Origin of the sequence: Sulfitobacter sp. UBA1132 (genome assembly GCF_002311545.1) — a bacterium.
Lineage (GTDB): Bacteria > Pseudomonadota > Alphaproteobacteria > Rhodobacterales > Rhodobacteraceae > Sulfitobacter > Sulfitobacter pontiacus.
Genome location: NZ_DCAN01000008.1, coordinates 46,208 through 64,005, shown reverse-complemented (window position 1 = coordinate 64,005; position 17,798 = coordinate 46,208). Strand labels below are relative to the sequence as shown.

Here is a 17,798-nt window from a genome sequence, read left to right as displayed (position 1 = left end):
GGAAAAGGCCGGCCCCCACCACGGGGGACCGGCCTTTTCGTTAACACCGCACAGGGAACAATCAGAAGCCAATCAGGCCAGCTGATCCTTGAATGTCTCGATCAGCTTGTGCTTGAGGATCTTGCCCGTGGGGGCCGCAGGCAGGGCCGTTCCGATGATAAACTGGCTGGGGCGTTTATAGCCAGTCAGCCGTTCCTTAACGAAGGCCTTGAGGTCTTGCGGGTCCAGCGTATCGCCCTCGGCGATCTGGACGAAGGCCAGCACCTCTTCGTCATTGCCGGTGGACCGGCCCACCACGGCGGCCTGAATGACCTGCGGGTGATCGTTGATCGCGGCCTCTACCTCGGGCGGGTAGACGTTGAACCCGCCGTGGATGATCAACTCTTTCGAGCGGCCCAGAATATGCAGGTGACCGTGTTCGTCGAACGTCCCCAGATCGCCGGTGCGCAGCCAGCCATCTTGGCCGAGGACTTTGGCGGTTTCCTCGGGGTTCTTGTAGTAGCCCTTCATGACGTGGGCCCCACGGGTCAGGACCTCGCCCTTGCCATTGCTGCCGCCTTCGACGGTATCATCAATCTTGGTCTCGACACCGGGCAAGGACGGACCGACCGAGATATCGGGCGATCCCAGAGGGTTGCTGGTGGCCGAAATACCGGCGGTGGATTCCGTCATGCCATAGCCGTTCTGGATCGCGACGCCGTAAAAGGCTTCGGCCTTGCGCTTCCACGTCGGATCAAGCGGCGCCGCCCCCGAAGATACATAGCGCAGCGTTTCGGAGTTGAGCTGCGTCAGCCCCTGCTCTTTCGTGTATTGCATCAGCAGCGCGTGCATCTGCGGCACGGCCGACAGGAAGTTCACCCCCGTGGTCAGCGCGGTATAGAGCTTTTCAGCCGAGAACCGCGCCTCCAGCCGGATTTCGGCACCGGCGCAGCAGGATGCAGTCATAACCGAACACAGTCCGAAAACATGGGTCAGCGGCAACACGCCATAGACGACATCGCCCGGATTGATCCCCCGCAGCGTCGCCGAGGCATTGCCGCCAAAGCGCACGTTGGCATGGGTCAGCATGACGCCCTTGGGGTCGCCCGTTGTGCCGGTCGTATACAGCAGCACGGCCACATCGCTCAAATCGCCATCAGGGTTGCTGGCGATCGGGTTGGCCAGATGCATCGTGCCAAAGGCACCGGTGATCTCTGCGGCATCCAACCGCTCCGCATGGGCTGTCGCATCAGGAGAAGCGTGGCAGGTCATCAGCACAGCAGCAGGTGCCGCGTGGTCAATGATCCGCTGGATTTCGCCCGGGCTTTGGCGTGCGTTGACGGGGATGATGACTGCGCCGGCTTTCCACGTGCCAAACACAGTAGCCACGGCGGCGGCACAGTTTTCCGACAGCATCAGCACGCGGTCGTTGGGCTGCACACCGGCATCCTTGAGCGCCTGCGCGATGTCGTCGCTTGCCTTGTCGAACATCTTGTACGTCCAGCGTACCCCTGTGCTGTCGCTCAGCGCGGGCGCGTCCCCGCGTGCGGCCACTTGATCCGCCAGAAATTGCTCTACACGTACCATTATATTCTCTGCCTCCCCGCAGTCTTTCAGAACCCGGTCAGCGCGTCTGGCTGCGGGTTGGGTCAATAGATCGGTGGCCGAGGGTCAGCCGCCGTAATTCGGTGTGCGCTTCTCGAGGAAAGCGGCGATGCCTTCGGCGGCTTCATCTGCGCCGGTGGCATGGGCCATGGCGTCACATTCCGCTTCAAGCTGGTCGGCCTCGGACACGTCATAGCCCTGCGCGACCAGCCCGCGGATCACCCCTTGGGCTTCGCGGGGGCCTGCGGCCAAGCGGTCGGCAAGCGCCATCGCGGCCTCGAACGCGCCGCCCTTGTCGGTGACGGCATTTACCACGCCCAGATCATGCATGCGTTCAACGGTGACGGGCTGCGCCAGCAAGCACATCTCCATCGCGAGCTGCCGCGGCAGCGCACGCGCGAGCGAGGCGGTCAGCCCTCCATCAGGCACCAGCCCCGCCTTGACGTAAGCAGCGGTGAACTTGGCACCGGCGGCGGCAACGATCAGATCGCAGGCCAGCGCGAAAGACAGCCCCGCGCCCGCGGCACCGCCTTCGACGGCGGCGATCACCGGCACCGGACAGGACCGGATCGCGCGGATCAGGCTGTGCAACTCGTTGATCTTGCCCCGACGTTCATCTTTGGGCATGTCGCGACGGGCGATCAGGACATTCAGATCGCCGCCCGCGCAAAAGAAATCCCCTTCGGAGGTGAGGATCACGGCACGGATACGCGGCTCGGCGGCCATTTCAATCGCTTGGCCGATGCAGGCGTAAAGCTCGGGCGACAGGGCCCCCCGCTTATGCGCGTTTCCGTTCCAGATGACGATCCGGTCACCCTTGTCTTCGATCCGAGCGCTCATTTCAGTTTCTCCTGTGGGACGCGCTTGAACACGCCTGTGGATGTCGCAATGACCGTGCCGTCTTCGTGGACGAGTTCAGCATCGATATACAGCAGACTGCGGCCACCGCCCTTGATCGTGCCGGTCGCGGTCACGCGCCCGGGCTGCCCCGCGGCCAGAAACTGGGTCGTCAGCGAGATCGTGAGGAACGGGTGCTGGCCGGTGGGATCCACGCTCAGCGATCCGGTCATGCCACAGGCGTTATCCAGCAATGTGGCGGCAATACCGCCATGAAGAACCCCATGGCGGTTAAAGTGTTGCGGACCCAGATCAAGAAAGCAGCGCCCGTGGGCCGGATCGGATATGTCGACGACATATCCGACCAGGGTTTGGGTGCCGGTCTCGTCCCGGATCAGCTGGCTTTCATCAGGCTGCTGCAAGGGCAATGAAACGCTCCAGATGGTGGTCTGTGTCACCAAAGCGGTGGTCTGCCATGATGATACGCTTGGCGATATGGGCCAGTTCGTATTCTTGCGTCATGGCGATACCGCCGTGCATCTGGATGCTGTCTTCGGCAACCAGACGGCCCGCGCGACCCAGCAGGTTCTTGGCGGCAGAGATATGCGTCTCGCGCGCCTTGTACTCCGCTTCGAGGTTGCCAGCGGCAACGATCACCGCAGAGCGCGCCTGCTCCATCTCGATCAGCAGATCGGACATGCGGTGCGCGAGCGCCTGGAACGTGCCGATGGGCTTGCCGAACTGCTTGCGGGTCATCAGGTATTCGCGGGTCAGGCGGGTTGCCGTTTCCATCGCACCCAGTGTTTCCGCACAGATCGCGACATTGGCCGCAGCGACGCGCGCCTCGATCGCCTTGAACGCCTTGCCCGCTTCACCCAGACGGGCAGAGGCAGGGACGGTCACATCATCCAGCGTGACTTCGGCGGCACGACCACCGGCCAGCAGCGCATAACCTTGCAGCGTGATGCCCTTGGTATCCGCAGGCACGAGGAACAGCGAGATCCCGTTTTCGTCACCTGCCTCGCCGCTTTCGCGGGCAGAAACGATCAGCATGTCGGCGTTTTCAGCGTTGACCACAACCGCCTTGCGACCGTTCAGCACCACGTTGTCGCCATCGACCTTGGCCGTGGAGGTCACCTGGTTCAGGTCATAGCGGCTGGTGGGTTCGCCGTGGGCAAAAGCCACCTGCAACGCGCCACCGATCAGTTCTTCGACGTGGGCCTGCTGGTCTTCATTGCCCAAGTCGGCAATCAGACCACCGCCCAGAATGGCGGTATCAAGGAAGGGTTCGACCACGCCTGCGCGGCCCAGTTCCTCGAACACGACGGCGATGTCGAAACCGGCGCCGCCAAAGCCGCCCTGATCTTCGGTGAACAGTGCGCCGATGACGCCCAGTTCGGCCAGACCGTTCCAGATGTCCGCGGAAAAGCCGGTGTCGCTTTCAAGGATCTTGTTGCGGGCTGCTGTATCGTATTTGTCGCGCAGGAAACGGCGCAGACTGTCTTGCAGCATTTGGCGTTCTTCTGTCAGGTCGAAGTTCATGCTCCACCTCCCATCGTTGTTTTGGCAATGATCTGGCGCTGGATTTCGTTCGAGCCGCCAAAGATCGACAGTTTACGGTTGTTGAAATATTGCGCGGCGACGGGGCCGGCATTCAACGGATCAGGCAGTGCCAGGTTCGACCCTTCGATCGCTTCGGATGCAAATGGCATCGCATAGGCACCCGCCGCACGACGTGCGAGGTCGTTGATCTCCTGACGGATGATCGTGCCTTTGACCTTCAACATGGACGATTCAACACCCGGTGCCGCGCCCGCTGCCGCCTTGGAGACGATGCGCAGGTTTGTGGTGCTCATCGCCATCAGGTCGATTTCAACCTGTGCCACACGTGCCGCGAAATGCGGGTTCTGCATCAACGGCTTGCCGCCGGACATCTCTGCCTTGGCGATACGTTTGACCGCCGTCAGACCCGCTTGCGAGAACCCGACGCCCGCGATGTTGGTGCGTTCGTGGGTCAGCAGGTACTTGGCGTAGGTCCAGCCTTCGTTCTCTTTGCCGACAAGGTTTTCGACCGGGACTTTCACATCCGAGAACCAGACTTCGTTCACCTCGTGGGTGCCGTCGAGCAGGATGATCGGGCGCACTTCGACGCCGGGGGTGTCCATGTCGATCAGCAGGAAGGAAATACCCTCTTGCTGCTTGACCGTCTTGTCGGTGCGTACAAGGCAGAAGATCATGTTCGCGTGCTGACCCAGCGTGGTCCACGTCTTCTGGCCGTTGACGATGTAGTGCGTGCCTTCGTCGTTCAGAACCGCTTCGGTCTTGAGCGAGGCAAGGTCGGACCCCGCACCCGGCTCGGAATAGCCCTGACACCACCAGTCTTCGCCCGACAGGATGCGGGGCAGCCAGTAATCGTTCTGCTCTTGCGAGCCGAATTTTTGCAGCACAGGCGCCAGCATCGACAGGCCAAAAGGCACAATGCGCGGCGCATAGGCCGCAGCGGCTTCTTCTTCGAAGATGTGACGCTGAACCGCGTTCCATTCCGCACCGCCAAATTTCTTGGGCCAGTTCGGGGCCAGCCAGCCTTGGGCGTTCAGGATAGCATGCCACTGTTCCTGACCGTCTTTACCCAGCTCTTCACCCTTGCGGATTTTGTCGCTCATTTCCTTGGGGAGCTTTTCCTCAAGAAAGGCCCGCACTTCGGCGCGGAAAGCCTTTTCTTCGTCGCTATAGCTCAGATCCATTTGTCTTCCTCCGGTTTATACTGACGGGCATTGCGCCCTTGTTCATTTACTTAGCGGCTTGTTTGTTCAGGTCGTCAAAGTTGCGCCCTTCGGCCACCAGCTGTTTCAGCAGCGGCGCGGGTTCCCAGAACCAGGCGTCTTCCTTGGCGTAGCTTTCGATGTCGGCCAGCAGTGCAGGCAGCCCTTGCAGGTCGGCCCATTTCATCGGGCCACCCCAGTAGCGCGGGAAGCCGTAGCCAAAGAGCAGGACCATATCCACGTCCAAGGGCCGCTTCGCGATGCCCTCGCCCACGACCTTTGCCGCCTCGTTGACCATCGCGGCCATATAGCGGCGGACGATCTCTGCGTCGGTAAAGTCACGCGGGGTGATGCCACGCTCGGCGCGTTCGGCGGCGATCAGCTCGGACACTTCGGGGTTCGGCACGCCGCCGCGCGATCCGGCCTCATAGATATAGTAGCCTTTGCCGGTCTTCTGACCGAAGTTGCCCGCTTCGCAGATCTTGTCGGGGTATGTCGGCACGCGTTCGGCAGGGTGGCGCGTCGCCGCCTTGCGCTTGCGTGTGGCCCAGCCGATATCGAGACCGGCCAGATCGCCCACGGCAAAGGGGCCCATGGCAAAGCCGAAATCCACCAGCGCCTTGTCGATCTGGAACGGCGATGCGCCATCAAGCACCATGTGATCGGCGGCGGTGCGGTAGGTTGCCAGAATACGGTTGCCGATAAACCCGTCGCAGACACCGGCGCGCACGGAAATCTTGTTCAGCGCCTTGCCAAGAGCAAAGCCCGTGGCAACCACATCGGGGGCGGTCTTTTCGGCGACCACCACTTCGAGCAGCTTCATGATATGCGCAGGCGAGAAGAAGTGCAGCCCGATCACATCCGCAGGGCGCGAGGTGCTGGCCGCGATCTCGTCCACATCCAGATAGGACGTGTTGGACGCCAGAATAGCACCGGGCTTGCACACGGCATCAAGCTTGCCGAACACCTCTTTCTTGACACCCATGTCCTCGAACACGGCTTCGATCACCAGATCGACCGAGGCGAGGCTGTCATAGTTGATCGACACCTCAAGCGCGGTGTTGGTCATCGCGTCGTATTTCATCTGCGTGATCTTGCCACGCTTAAGCGCGCCGGAAAGATTGCCCGCGATGCGACTGCGCGCGGCCTCTGCGGCGTCTTCTTTCATCTCGATCAGGACGACGTTGAAGCCTGCCAACAGCGCAGCCGTGGCGATGCCTGCGCCCATGGTGCCGCCGCCGATGATGCCGATGGATTGCAACGCGCGGGGTTCGACGCCTTTCAGTTCCGGCAGGTTGCCTACCGCACGCTCAGAGAAGAACGCGTGGATCATGCCCTGACGCTGGTCTGTCTCCATCAACTCCATGAAAATCTTGCGCTCGGCCAGCATGCCTTCGTCAAAGGGCAGCTCTGCCGCGGCCTGAACCGCGCGGACCGCCTGCGCCGGAGAGATTTGCCCCCGACCCTTTTTCAGCGTCCCGTCATAGGCCGCATCCCAGTCAATCGGCGCGGGTGCGGCGATCTCGCTGACGGGGCGGCGCGGTGCGTTGGTGGCGATCAGGTTCTCGGCATAGGCGACGCCCACATCCTCGGGGTCACCCTCGGTGACCTGATCGACGATGCCAAGGCTTTCGGCTTCGGCCGCTTTGACCTGACGGCCAGAGGTAATCAGATCAAGCGAGGGGTCCACGCCGATCAGACGCGGCAAACGCTGGGTCGCACCGGCACCGGGGATCAGGCCCAGATGCACTTCGGGCAGGCCCACTTTGGCCGACGGCTGTGCCACGCGGTAATGCGCCGACAGCGCGATCTCGAGCCCACCGCCCAAGGACACACCATGCATGGAGGCGACAACGATCAGCGGAGAATCCTCGATCCGTTTGCACACATCCGGCAGGAAAGGTTCCAGCGGCGTTTTTCCGAATTCGGTGATATCCGCACCGGCGATAAAGGCGCGGCCCTCGCCGACGATAACCACGGCTTTGACGCCGTCATCGGCCTCGGCCTGCGCCATACCGGCAACCAGACCTTCACGAACAGCATGGGACAACGCATTGACCGGGGGGTTCTTGATCCGCAGCACGGCCACGTCGCCTTTGCGGGTATATCCAATCTTGTCAGTCATTTAGCATATTCCTTGGTCTAGTCTTGTTTCAGTCCCGGCGGCTGAGCGCGGGGGTGCGCCCGGTGCGCTGTTCAAGCGCACGCACCAGTTCACGCAACGCGGGGCCGACCTCTTGCACGATACGGGAATCGGGCAAATCATGTGGCATGGCCCCGGCGGTGAACGATACCGGTTCGCCGAACTCTTCGGCAAAATAGGGGACACTTACGGCGTTGATCGTACTGGCATATCGTGTGCCCTCCGACGCGTAGGCGAACCCTTGTTCTATCAATTGCGAATATCCCTCCGCCCGGAACCTTCGCATATCCGCTTCGGGCGTCAACTGCTCAAAGCGCTCTTCGCCAAGTGACGCCACGACGGCCATGCCTGACGACGATCCGAACACGGGAATCCGGTGCCCTGGCTCCAGCCAGATGGTCGAAGCGTTCTGTGGCCGCCATGTACGCACCAGCATCATTTTCTCGTCGTCGCGCACGGCGACCAGCAATAGCGTGCCCGTTTCATCGGCCAGCTCTTGCATGGCGTCGGACACCAAATCCAGAAAGTTCACCGCCACCGACGCGACAGAGCCAAGCGCGATAGCCGACGGCCCCAGCCGAAAGCGGTCATTGCGCCCGCCATGGCTGAGGTAGCCGAGTTCGCACAGCGTATAGGTCAGCCGCGACACCGTAGGCTTGGGCAGCCCCGTCCGGTCGGCAATCTGCGCGTGGGTGAGCCCGCTGTCACTGGCGCGAAAGGCCCGCAATACAGCAAGCCCCCGCGCCAGAGTGTTGGCAAACTTCCTGTCTGTGGTGTCCCCACTCATCGCGCCGCCATAGGAATAAGCAGCGAGATCATCGGGAAGGACATGATCAGCACCAGCACGATCACGTCAACGCTGAGGAAGCGCGTGATACCGGCAAAGATCTTGTCGATCGGAGCCTCTTTGCCCACCACATTGGCGATAACAAAGACGTTCAACCCGACAGGCGGCGTGATCAGCCCGATTTCCAGCAGTTTAATCACCACAACACCAAACCAGATCAGGTTCATGTCATAGCTTTCCACCAGCGGGATCATCAGCGGCAGGGTCAGAACCATGATGCCGATGGGATCAAGGAACATGCCAAGCAGCAGATAGATCGCGGCAATCGCCAGCAGCAGGACCACGACGGACAGCTCTGCCTCGGCCACGACGTTCACAATCATCGGGGCAACGTTGGTCAGGGCGATAAAGGCCACAAAGATCTTGGCTCCTGCCGCGATAAAGAAGATCGCTGCGGTCTGGATGCACGTCTCTTTCACCGCGTCCCACAGGCCCTGCAAGGTCAGCTTGCGCTGCGCAAAACCGATCAGCGTCGCCGCGACCACGCAGACAGCCGCCGCTTCGGTCGCCGTAAAGATACCGCCGTAGATACCGCCGATGATCAACACGAACAGCATGACCGCAGGCCAGCTTTCAGCCGCCGCCGCAAAGCGTTCTTTGGCGGAGTAGCGTGTCGCTGTCGAAGGGGCGATTTCGGGCGAACGCCAGACCCAGACGGCAATCACGAGGATAAAGCCCGCCAGCGTCAGCAGCCCCGGCAAAACACCCGCGAGGAACAGCGACGAAATCGAGGTCTCGGTGAAGATACCGTAGATGATGAACAGAACAGACGGCGGGATCAGCGACCCCAGCGTGCCCCCTGCCGCGACCGACGCTGTTGCCAGACGCGGGTCATAGCCCATGCGCAGCATCTCGGGCGTACAGATTTTCCCCATGGTCGAGGCACAGGCGATAGAGCTGCCGGTAATGGCCGAAAAGCCGCCACAGCCCATGACGCTTGCCATGGCAACACCGCCGGGCAGACGTGTCAGCCAGACCTTGGCCGCGTGGTAGATCTTGGTCGTGATATCCGCGCGATAGGCAATGTGCCCAAGGGCGACAAACAGCGGTATCATCGATAGATCGTAGGAGTGTATCAGGTCAAAGGAGTTCGAGAACACCATCGACGTTGTGGCACGGATGGCACGTTCGGGCATGAAAGTGCCGGTGCGGAAGGCAAAGATAAAGAAGGTCGCAATCGTCGCGACGCTGGCCAGCGCAAAGGCAATCGGCACACGCAGCGCCAACAGGATCAGAACGGCAGCAAAGGCAATCAGCCCGATGGTCGACGCATCCATTACAGCACCTCTTTTTCGGCAACGAGCTCGATTGTGTGGTTTTCTTCGTCCGAGACGATGCCCCCGGACAGGATGGTCCGCACATCTCGGATCGCCAGTTCCGCCAGCCGCAGCCAGCAGGCGGCGATACCGACCACAAACAACAGACGTCCGGGCCATTTGGGCAGGTTCAGATCACCGTAGAAAAAGCTACCCTTTTCCCAAACGCTCAGGAATTCGCGGCCGCCAGCATAGATCAGACCGCCCAAGGCGATCATCCCCATGACCGACCCCAGCACGATAAGCCAGGACCGGAGCTTGGGCCCGAACCGGTCGGACACAAAAGCCACGCTAACGTGAGCGCGGTTTGCGGTCGCTGCCGCAAGGGGCAGGAGGATGGCCGCAACCATCAGCTCCCGAACCAAAGTGACGCTATCGGGTACGCTAGATGCGAAGACGGCGCGTGCGACCACGTTGGACGTGATCAAGATCCCCAAAAGGATGACCGCAGCCGCGCCCAACCCCAACAGGATTTTCTCAAGTGGTACCAACATGGTCCCTGCTCCTCCCAAAGCTTGTGTTTAGTTGTTGTCAGCTGCCCAAGGGTAACCGTTCTCGTCGCGCTCTTGCGTGTATTTGGCGATCAGCGCCTTGTAGTCTTCCAGCAGTTGCTCGCCCGGCAGACCGGTGCGGTTGGCTGTCTCGACCCACTCGGCCAGATACTTCTCGCCGCCTTCGACCAGCTTGGCGCGCTCTTCCGCGGGCAGCTCGAACACTTCGACGCCTTGCTCTTTCATCGCGGCAATGGCGTTGTCGTTCGCGGTTGTGATCATGCGGCCGAATTCATCGGACAGATCCGCACCGGTTTCCAGCAGCACAGCTTGCTGATCTTCGGACAGCGCATCGAACATGTCTTTGTTCATGAAGATGCCGACGCCGCCAACCTGGCCCCAGTTCAGCAGGGTGTAGTTGTCCATGACTTCGGCCTGCTTCAGCGCGGCAACAGCGTAGGAATACCCTTGGCTACAATCGATCAGACCGGTGTCGAGCCCTTGGTACGCGTCATAGATCGACATGTTGACCATGTTCGCGCCTTCGTCGCCAAAGACCTTACCATAGGCCCCTGTGCCGCGTACTTTCTTGCCGGCGATATCGGCAACCGAACGGATCGCGTCGCCCTTACAGCCGATGTTCACCTGGCTGGTGGTCCATGTGCCGATGTACACGAGGTTCTTTTCAGCCAGATTTTCCGCAATCGCGGGGTTCGACCGCATCAGCTCGTCCGTGGCGCGCATACCGACCCAGGCGTCCGGGTTGTTTACGGGCAGATCGGCGATGCCATAGGCGGCCATTTCCTGCGGGTAATACACCGCGATCACCGACCCCATATCCGCCACACCGTCACCGATGGACTGTACAGCCGCATTCGCCTTGAACAGCGCGCCGCCCCACTGGATGTCGAGGCGCAGATCGTTTTCCGACCGCTCTGCAACCTGATCGGCGAACCACTGCAACGCGTCGGCACGGGCACCACGATTCGGGCCTGCTTCGCCGTGGATCAGCACGGTTTCAGCACCGGCAACGGAAGCAGCCACAGTCATTGCAGCAGCGAAAGATAGGTTTTTCAAAAAGGACATGTAATTCCCTCCCAAGAATTGTTTTACCATGCGAAACATCGTTTCACTATGTCTCGGGCGCACACTAGGGAGGGGATTTGGAACGTGCAAGCGAAACTTAAAGCGGCGCCGGAATACCGACGCCGCTCACCATTTAACCAATACTTATCAAAAACTTAATTCAGATCACGACTTCTCGCGGCGGTACATGAAGCAGCGCCCCTCCACAGCTTCAGGTGGTAAGGGGATTTCGATCAAATTGTCGAAATACATCCGGTCACTGGACACCATGATGCCCCCGACGGCCAATAACGGCTCGATCAAAGGCGAGATTTCGCGCGCGAAAGCATCGTTTTTTGCAAGGTTATGCCCGCCAAGATCCGCGTGAATCAGAGCCGCATTCGCGCCAAAGCGCGTCAGTGCCGCAGGCAGGGTTTCGTGCACATCGCCCAGGATCAGCTGATGGTCCTCGGGCGTGCTATCGGGATTCGATGCAACCGCGCGCTCAAACACAAAGATATCGCGGTCGGGCATCGTTTCACGGATGTGGTGAAAGGTACGGCCATTGCCCAATCCCAGCTCGAACACCGGCCCCGTCATTGTCTGCGTCAGGGCGGCGGCATGGTCGAGACACGCACGCTGTGACACCATACGGTCGATAAAAATGTGCAAGCGGCTCATCGCGGTTCTCCTTCGGGTTGGGTCGTACTGATGCAACATGGGGACGCCGCCCCCCTTTGTGTACCGCTGACGCTTGGTTTTTGCGCTGCCCCCTAGACGCTTGGGTGTTTATCGGCTTCACTCGATAGGTAAAGATCGCTCTGACCCGCTTGGGATAACAATGGCCCCCCTTCTTGAAGTAAATGATCTGTCGATCGGTTTCGGCAACGGCCCGTCGGTCGTGGACGGCGTCAGCTTTGCGTTGAACGCGGGCGAGACCCTCGCGCTGGTGGGCGAAAGCGGGTCCGGCAAAACGCTGTCCTGCCGGTCGGTTTTGCGCCTGTTGCCCGATGCGGCACAGATGCGCGGCGGGTCGATCCGGTTCAACGGGGCCGAGGGTGCCGTCAACCTGCTGTCCCTCCCCGAAAAGAAGATGCGCGCCATTCGGGGGGATCGCATCTCGATGATCTTTCAAGAGCCCATGCGGTCGCTATCGCCGCTGCACCGGCTTGGCGATCAGGTCGCCGAAGTGCTGCGCTTGCACCGCAATATGGGACGACCGGCGGCCAAACGTGCCGTGCTCGAACAGTTTGAGAAGGTCGGCTTTGTCGATCCACTGCGCGCCTGGAAAAGCTATCCGTTCGAGATGTCCGGCGGGATGCGCCAGCGCGCGATGATCGCCATGGCCATGGTCGCCAAGCCCGAGCTGTTGATCGCGGACGAACCGACGACCGCCTTGGACGTGACGACCCAAGCGCAGGTGCTCGGGCTGATCCGGTCGCTTCAGGCAGAAACCGGTATGGGCGTAATCCTTGTGACCCATGATCTGGGCGTCGTGGCGAATATGGCGCAGCGTGTCGTGGTGATGAACAAGGGCCGCGTGATGGAACGGGGCGATGCGCAAGAGGTGTTGGGCAGCCCTGCCCACCCCTACACCGCCAAGCTTTTCGCCGCCGCCCCGATGATCCCCGCCGTGGCCGCCCCAGCCCCCGCATCCACGAAGCCCGCAGACGATGTGATCCTTGATCTCCGCGACGTGTCAAAGACCTACACCATGCGGGCAGGCGGCTGGCGCAAGCCGGTGTCCGTATCCGCCTGCCAGCACGTTGACCTGCACCTGCCCCGTGGCAAGACACTGGCGATTGTCGGCGAAAGCGGATCGGGCAAGACCACCTGCGCCCGTATCGCCATGGGGGCCGAACGTCCCGATGCCGGCGGCAAAGTGCTGTTTCGCCCCGACCCCGCCGCCGCACCGCTGGCCGTGCATGATCTGTCGCCCAGTGAACGCACCGCATTTCAACGGCAAGCGCAGATGGTGTTTCAGGACCCGTATTCCTCGCTCAGCCCGCGGATGCGCGTGCAGCAAGCCCTGACCGAACCGATGGAGGTGCACAACATCGGCACCGCCCGCGACCGCCGTGAAAAGGCAGCCGAAATGCTGCGGTGGGTCGGATTGAACCCTGATATGCTTGGCCGTTTCCCGCATGCGTTTTCAGGCGGCCAGCGCCAACGGCTGTCCATTGCCCGCGCGCTGACGCTCGACCCGAAGCTGCTGATCTGCGACGAACCCACCTCGGCGCTGGATGTCTCGGTGCAAGAGCAAATTCTAACCCTGCTCGAAGACATCCGCGACCGCGCCAACCTGAGCTACCTGTTCATCAGCCACGATCTGGCGGTCGTTGCCCGCATCGCGGACGAGGTCGCGGTTATGCGCGCTGGCGTGATCGTCGAACAGGCCCCGCCCGACACGTTGTTCTACAATCCGCAACACCCCTACACCCGCGCCTTGATCGCGGCACAGCCCGAACCCGACATCAGCCGGCCCATCGATCTTGATCTGGTCGCCAAGGGCGCGGGTTCTCCCACGCTCTGGCCCGAACAGTTCCGCTTTGAAGGCCATCACGCCCCCGCCCTGCGCGAGCTTGAGCCCGGCCATAAGGTGCGTTGTCATGCGTAAGTTCTTCCTTGCCCTCGCCGCGACCCTCGCCTTTGCGCCCCTTGCCGCGCATAGCGACGGCCCCGTGCTGCAAGAAAGCAGCTTTTGGGCACAAGAGGTCAACGCCGGCAGCCTGCCCCACGTGCAGGACCGCATCCCGTCAGAGCCGCTGATCGTCGATCTCGAAGCCAAGGGCCGCAGCTTCGGGCGTCAGGGCGGGACGCTACGCACGTTGATCTCGCGCACCAAGGACGTGCGGCAAATGGTCGTTTACGGCTATGCGCGGCTGGTGGGGTATCAGCCTGACTACACGCTTGCCCCCGATATCCTCGCGGCGGTGGACGTGGAAGAAGGGCGCAAATTCACGCTACACCTGCGCCCCGGTCACCGCTGGTCGGACGGCATGCCCTTTACCTCGGATGATTTCCGCTATTGGTGGGAAAATGTTGCCAACGACCCGGACATCACCCCCAGCGGGCCGCCGGACTTCATGATCGTTGACAACCGCCTGGGAAAGGTCACCTTCCCCGATGAACATACGGTCGTCTTCGAATGGCAGATTCCCAATCCGAACTTCCTGCCGCTGCTGGCGCAAGCAAGCCCACCGTTCATCTATCGCCCCGCCCACTACCTGTCGCAGTTCCACAAGAAGTTCGCCGATCCCGATGCGCTGGTCGAAAAGGTCAAAGCCGCGCGGGTCAAAAGCTGGGCCGCGCTGCACAACAAGCGCGACAATATGTACAAGTTCGACAACCCCGCGCTGCCGACCCTGCAGCCGTGGATCAACACCTCGGACAAGGACAGCTCGCGCAAGCTCTTTGTGCGTAACCCCTATTTCCACCGTATCGACAGCCGCGGCGTGCAGCTGCCCTATATCGACGTGGTGCAGATGACCGTGGTCGGCGGCGGGCTGATCGCGGCCAAGGCCAACGCGGGCGAGGTCGACCTGCAGGCGCGCGGGCTCGATTTCCCCGATGTCGCGATCCTCAAGAAAGGCGAGGCGGACGGCGGCAAATACCGCACCCTGCTTTGGGCCAACGGTGCCGCCAGCCAGATCGCCATCTATCCCAACCTGAACTTCGCCGACCCCGTGTGGCGCGAGGTCATGCGCGACGTGCGTTTTCGCCGCGCCCTGAGCCTCGGCATCGATCGACGCATGATCAACCGCGCGCTCTATTTCGGCCTCGCCAGCGAAGGCGGCATGTCCGCCCTGTCGCAAAGCGCGCTTTACAACGACGACAACACACATGCGTGGTCCATGATGAACCTCGCCCACGCCAACGCGCTGCTGGATGATATGGGTCTGACAGACCGCACCCCCGCAGGGCTCCGCAAGCTTCCCGATGGCCGCCCGATGGAATTCGTGATCGAAACCGCTGGCGAACGCAGCGAGGAAGAAAACGCGCTGGCGATCATCGCGGACACATGGCGTGATCTGGGCATCCGCCTGATCATGCGCCCGCTGGACCGCGATATCCTGCGCAACCGGATCTATGCGGGGCGGACCATGGCCTCGGTCTGGTTCGGCTGGGACAACGGGCTTCCGGGGCCGTCGACCTCTCCTTCCTATCTGGCGCCCACCAATCAGGAATTCTTTGCCTGGCCGATGTGGGGACAATACTACCAAACAGTCGGACAGGCCGGGTCGCCCCCCGATATGCAGCCCGCGAAACGGCTGATGCTGCTGGCGAATGACTGGAACCACACCGACGACCCACAGGTGCGCGAAGACATCTGGAAGCGGATGCTCGCCATCCACGCCGAACAGCAATTCGCCATCGGCGTGCTGGCCGAGGCCCCGCAACCCGTCGTCGTCTCAAACGATCTGATGAATGTACCGGAGCATGGAATCTGGGCCTTTGATCCCGGCGCGCATTTCGGCATTCACCGCATCGACGAATTCTACTTCCAAAACCCCCATGTGCAGGTAAGCCGATGATCTTCCTCCGATACGCCGTGTGGCGTTTCATCACCATGCTGCTGACCCTCTGGGTGGTCTCGCTTCTGGTCTTCGTCATCATCAACCTGCCACCCGGCGACTATCTGTCGAACCAGATCGCCGAGTTGCGCGCCACGGGTCAGGCCGAAGGCGTCGCCAAGGCCGAGTTTCTGCGCCACGAATACGCGCTGGATGAACCGATCTGGAAGCAATACCTGATCTGGGTCGGCATGGTGCCGGGGCCGCAGGGGTTTGCCGGCTTGATCCAAGGCAATTTCGGCTGGTCGTTCGAGTTTGACCGCCCCGTGGGCGAAATCGTCGGCGATGCGCTATGGATGACGGTGCTGGTCAATCTCGCCGCCGTATTATTCGTTTATCTTATTGCCTTGCCGCTTGGGGTGCTCGCCGCAGCCAAATCCGAGACTTGGGTCGATTATACCGCTGGCTTTCTGGGCTACCTCGGGCTCGCGACACCGAACTTCCTGCTGGCCCTGATCCTGTTCTACTATGGGCATAAATACTTTGACCTGCCGATTGGCGGGCTTATGGCCCCCGAGCTTGAGGGCCAGCCCATGTCCTGGGAGAAAGTTCGCTCCGTCCTGCTGCACCTGATCGTACCGACCTTTGTGATCGGCACCGCCGGTGCCGCCGCGATGATGCAGCGGTTACGAGCGAATATGCTCGACGAACTTGATAAACCCTATGTGGAAACCGCCAAGGCCAAGGGTATGGGCCCCGCACGGCTGCTGTCGAAATATCCGCTGCGCGTGGCTTTCAACCCCTTTGTCGCGGATATCGGGAACCTGCTGCCTGCGATGGTGTCGGGCTCTGTGCTGGTATCGGTGGTGCTGGGCCTGCAAACCATCGGGCCCTATCTGCTGGTGGCGCTGAAGTCCCAAGACCAGTTCCTCGCGGCGTTCATCCTGATGTTCGTGGCCCTGCTGACGCTGATCGGCACGATGATCTCTGACATGCTGCTGGTCCTGCTTGATCCGCGCATCCGTTACGGGGCACGCAGCTCATGAGCATCCAGCCGGACAACCGCTTTGTCGACACCACCCCCTGGACCGACGACGCCGATCTTTCCGCGCTTGAGCGGGCCGAGATGGACGCCTCTGTCGCGCGGCTCATGTGGCGCAAGTTCCGGCGGCACAAGCTGGCGCTGGTATCCGGGCTGTTTCTGGCCTTCTGCTATCTGATCCTGCCAGTGGCGGGGTTCATCGCGCCCTACACACCAAACGAGCGCAATGCCGAACACATCTACGCGCCCCCCCAAAGCATCAACCTTTGGCACGAGGGCAGTTTCATCGGCCCCTTTGTCTACGAGACGACGGGCACTGCGGATCTGGTGAATTTCCGCTGGGAATACGACACCGATACCAGCAACCCGCGCAAGATTGAGTATTTTTGTAAGGGTGAAACCTACCACCTCTTTGCGCTCATCCCCAGCGACACACACCTGTTCTGCGCTCCTGACGGGGCGACGGTGTTCCTCTGGGGATCGGATCGGTTGGGGCGCGATGTGTTCAGCCGCATCCTCTATGGCGCGCAGCTGTCCTTGACGGTGGGGTTGATCGGTATCACGGTCAGCTTTGTGCTGGGGATCTTCTTTGGATCGCTGGCCGGTTACTTCGGCGGCAAGACCGACTGGCTGGTCAACCGCGCGATCGAGATTTTGCGGTCCTTGCCAGAGCTTCCGCTCTGGCTGGCACTTTCGGCGGCGGTGCCGTCGAACTGGGGACCCGTGTCGGTTTTCTTTATCATCTCGATCATCCTCGGCATTCTGGACTGGCCCGGCCTGGCGCGGGCGGTACGGTCAAAATTCCTGAGCCTGCGTGAAGAGGAATACGTCAAAGCGGCCGAGATGATGGGCGCGTCGCCCGCACGGGTGATCCGCAAACACCTGTTGCCGAATTTCATGTCGCATCTGATCGCCAGCGCGACCCTATCGATCCCAGCGATGATCCTTGGGGAAACCGCGCTGAGCTTCCTCGGGTTGGGCCTACGCGCACCCGCCGTCAGCTGGGGCGTCATGCTGAATGACGCGCAAAATCTGGCGAGCATCGAAATCTACTGGTGGACCGCCATTCCCATGCTGCCGATCATCGTCGTGGTGCTGGCGTTCAACTTCCTGGGCGATGGTCTGCGCGCAAGTCTTGATCCGTATAAATCCTGACCCACTGGGGCCTTCAGTTCCAAATGGTCTAAATCCCGGGGG

At 61.3% G+C, this 17,798-nt stretch carries 15 protein-coding genes; 4 read left to right on the top strand and 11 right to left on the bottom strand.

Annotation, left to right across the window (positions count from 1 at the left end):
- Positions 1-72: 72 nt before the first annotated feature.
- The 11 genes from B4F27_RS06365 to B4F27_RS06315 all read right to left on the bottom strand — a co-directional run bounded on the left by B4F27_RS06365 (position 73) and on the right by B4F27_RS06315 (position 11,726).
- Complete coding sequence (locus B4F27_RS06365) at positions 73-1,566, bottom strand: class I adenylate-forming enzyme family protein (RefSeq protein ID WP_286759185.1); 1,494 nt, start codon at positions 1,564-1,566, stop codon at positions 73-75.
- An 84-nt stretch (positions 1,567-1,650) separates the two neighbouring features.
- The gene (locus tag B4F27_RS06360; protein WP_037963500.1) at positions 1,651-2,424 is read right to left on the bottom strand and encodes an oxepin-CoA hydrolase, alternative type; all 774 of its coding nucleotides are present in this window, start codon (positions 2,422-2,424) and stop codon (positions 1,651-1,653) included.
- Positions 2,421-2,879 carry a PaaI family thioesterase gene (locus tag B4F27_RS06355; protein WP_235208512.1) on the bottom strand — a complete coding sequence of 153 codons (459 nt, stop codon included), beginning with the start codon at positions 2,877-2,879 and terminating at the stop codon, positions 2,421-2,423. The genes B4F27_RS06360 and B4F27_RS06355 overlap by 4 nt, the downstream gene beginning before the upstream one ends.
- On the bottom strand, positions 2,830-3,963 hold the full coding sequence (locus B4F27_RS06350) for an acyl-CoA dehydrogenase family protein (protein ID WP_132997029.1): 1,134 nt from the start codon (positions 3,961-3,963) through the stop codon (positions 2,830-2,832). Before B4F27_RS06350 ends, B4F27_RS06355 begins: the two co-directional genes overlap by 50 nt.
- Complete coding sequence (locus tag B4F27_RS06345) at positions 3,960-5,165, bottom strand: acyl-CoA dehydrogenase family protein (RefSeq protein WP_005851934.1); 1,206 nt, start codon at positions 5,163-5,165, stop codon at positions 3,960-3,962. Before B4F27_RS06345 ends, B4F27_RS06350 begins: the two co-directional genes overlap by 4 nt.
- 46 nt (positions 5,166-5,211) lie before the next feature.
- Positions 5,212-7,308: an FAD-dependent oxidoreductase gene (locus B4F27_RS06340; RefSeq protein ID WP_286759184.1), complete on the bottom strand. Its 2,097-nt coding sequence runs from the start codon at positions 7,306-7,308 to the stop codon at positions 5,212-5,214.
- Positions 7,309-7,336: 28 nt separating this feature from the next.
- The gene (locus B4F27_RS06335) at positions 7,337-8,113 is read right to left on the bottom strand and encodes an IclR family transcriptional regulator (RefSeq protein ID WP_286759183.1); all 777 of its coding nucleotides are present in this window, start codon (positions 8,111-8,113) and stop codon (positions 7,337-7,339) included.
- Complete coding sequence (locus B4F27_RS06330; protein WP_005851928.1) at positions 8,110-9,450, bottom strand: TRAP transporter large permease; 1,341 nt, start codon at positions 9,448-9,450, stop codon at positions 8,110-8,112. The genes B4F27_RS06335 and B4F27_RS06330 overlap by 4 nt, the downstream gene beginning before the upstream one ends.
- Entirely contained in the window at positions 9,450-9,983 is a 534-nt protein-coding gene (locus tag B4F27_RS06325) for a TRAP transporter small permease (protein WP_286759182.1), read from the bottom strand. Before B4F27_RS06325 ends, B4F27_RS06330 begins: the two co-directional genes overlap by 1 nt.
- A gap of 27 nt (positions 9,984-10,010) precedes the next feature.
- On the bottom strand, positions 10,011-11,066 hold the full coding sequence (locus B4F27_RS06320; RefSeq protein ID WP_037943567.1) for a C4-dicarboxylate TRAP transporter substrate-binding protein: 1,056 nt from the start codon (positions 11,064-11,066) through the stop codon (positions 10,011-10,013).
- 165 nt (positions 11,067-11,231) lie between these two features.
- A complete protein-coding gene (locus B4F27_RS06315; RefSeq protein ID WP_286759181.1) occupies positions 11,232-11,726 on the bottom strand; it encodes a class I SAM-dependent methyltransferase in 495 nt (164 codons plus the stop codon).
- Positions 11,727-11,886: 160 nt separating this feature from the next.
- On the opposite strand from B4F27_RS06315, the gene B4F27_RS06310 reads away from it, so the two are divergent.
- The 4 genes from B4F27_RS06310 to B4F27_RS06295 are packed head-to-tail and all read left to right on the top strand — an operon-like array spanning position 11,887 to position 17,756.
- The gene (locus tag B4F27_RS06310) at positions 11,887-13,662 is read left to right on the top strand and encodes an ABC transporter ATP-binding protein (RefSeq protein ID WP_286759180.1); all 1,776 of its coding nucleotides are present in this window, start codon (positions 11,887-11,889) and stop codon (positions 13,660-13,662) included.
- On the top strand, positions 13,655-15,580 hold the full coding sequence (locus tag B4F27_RS06305) for an ABC transporter substrate-binding protein (RefSeq protein WP_286759179.1): 1,926 nt from the start codon (positions 13,655-13,657) through the stop codon (positions 15,578-15,580). Before B4F27_RS06310 ends, B4F27_RS06305 begins: the two co-directional genes overlap by 8 nt.
- Positions 15,577-16,605: an ABC transporter permease gene (locus tag B4F27_RS06300; RefSeq protein WP_005851921.1), complete on the top strand. Its 1,029-nt coding sequence runs from the start codon at positions 15,577-15,579 to the stop codon at positions 16,603-16,605. The genes B4F27_RS06305 and B4F27_RS06300 overlap by 4 nt, the downstream gene beginning before the upstream one ends.
- Complete coding sequence (locus B4F27_RS06295) at positions 16,602-17,756, top strand: ABC transporter permease (protein ID WP_286759178.1); 1,155 nt, start codon at positions 16,602-16,604, stop codon at positions 17,754-17,756. The genes B4F27_RS06300 and B4F27_RS06295 overlap by 4 nt, the downstream gene beginning before the upstream one ends.
- Positions 17,757-17,798 lie beyond the last annotated feature (42 nt).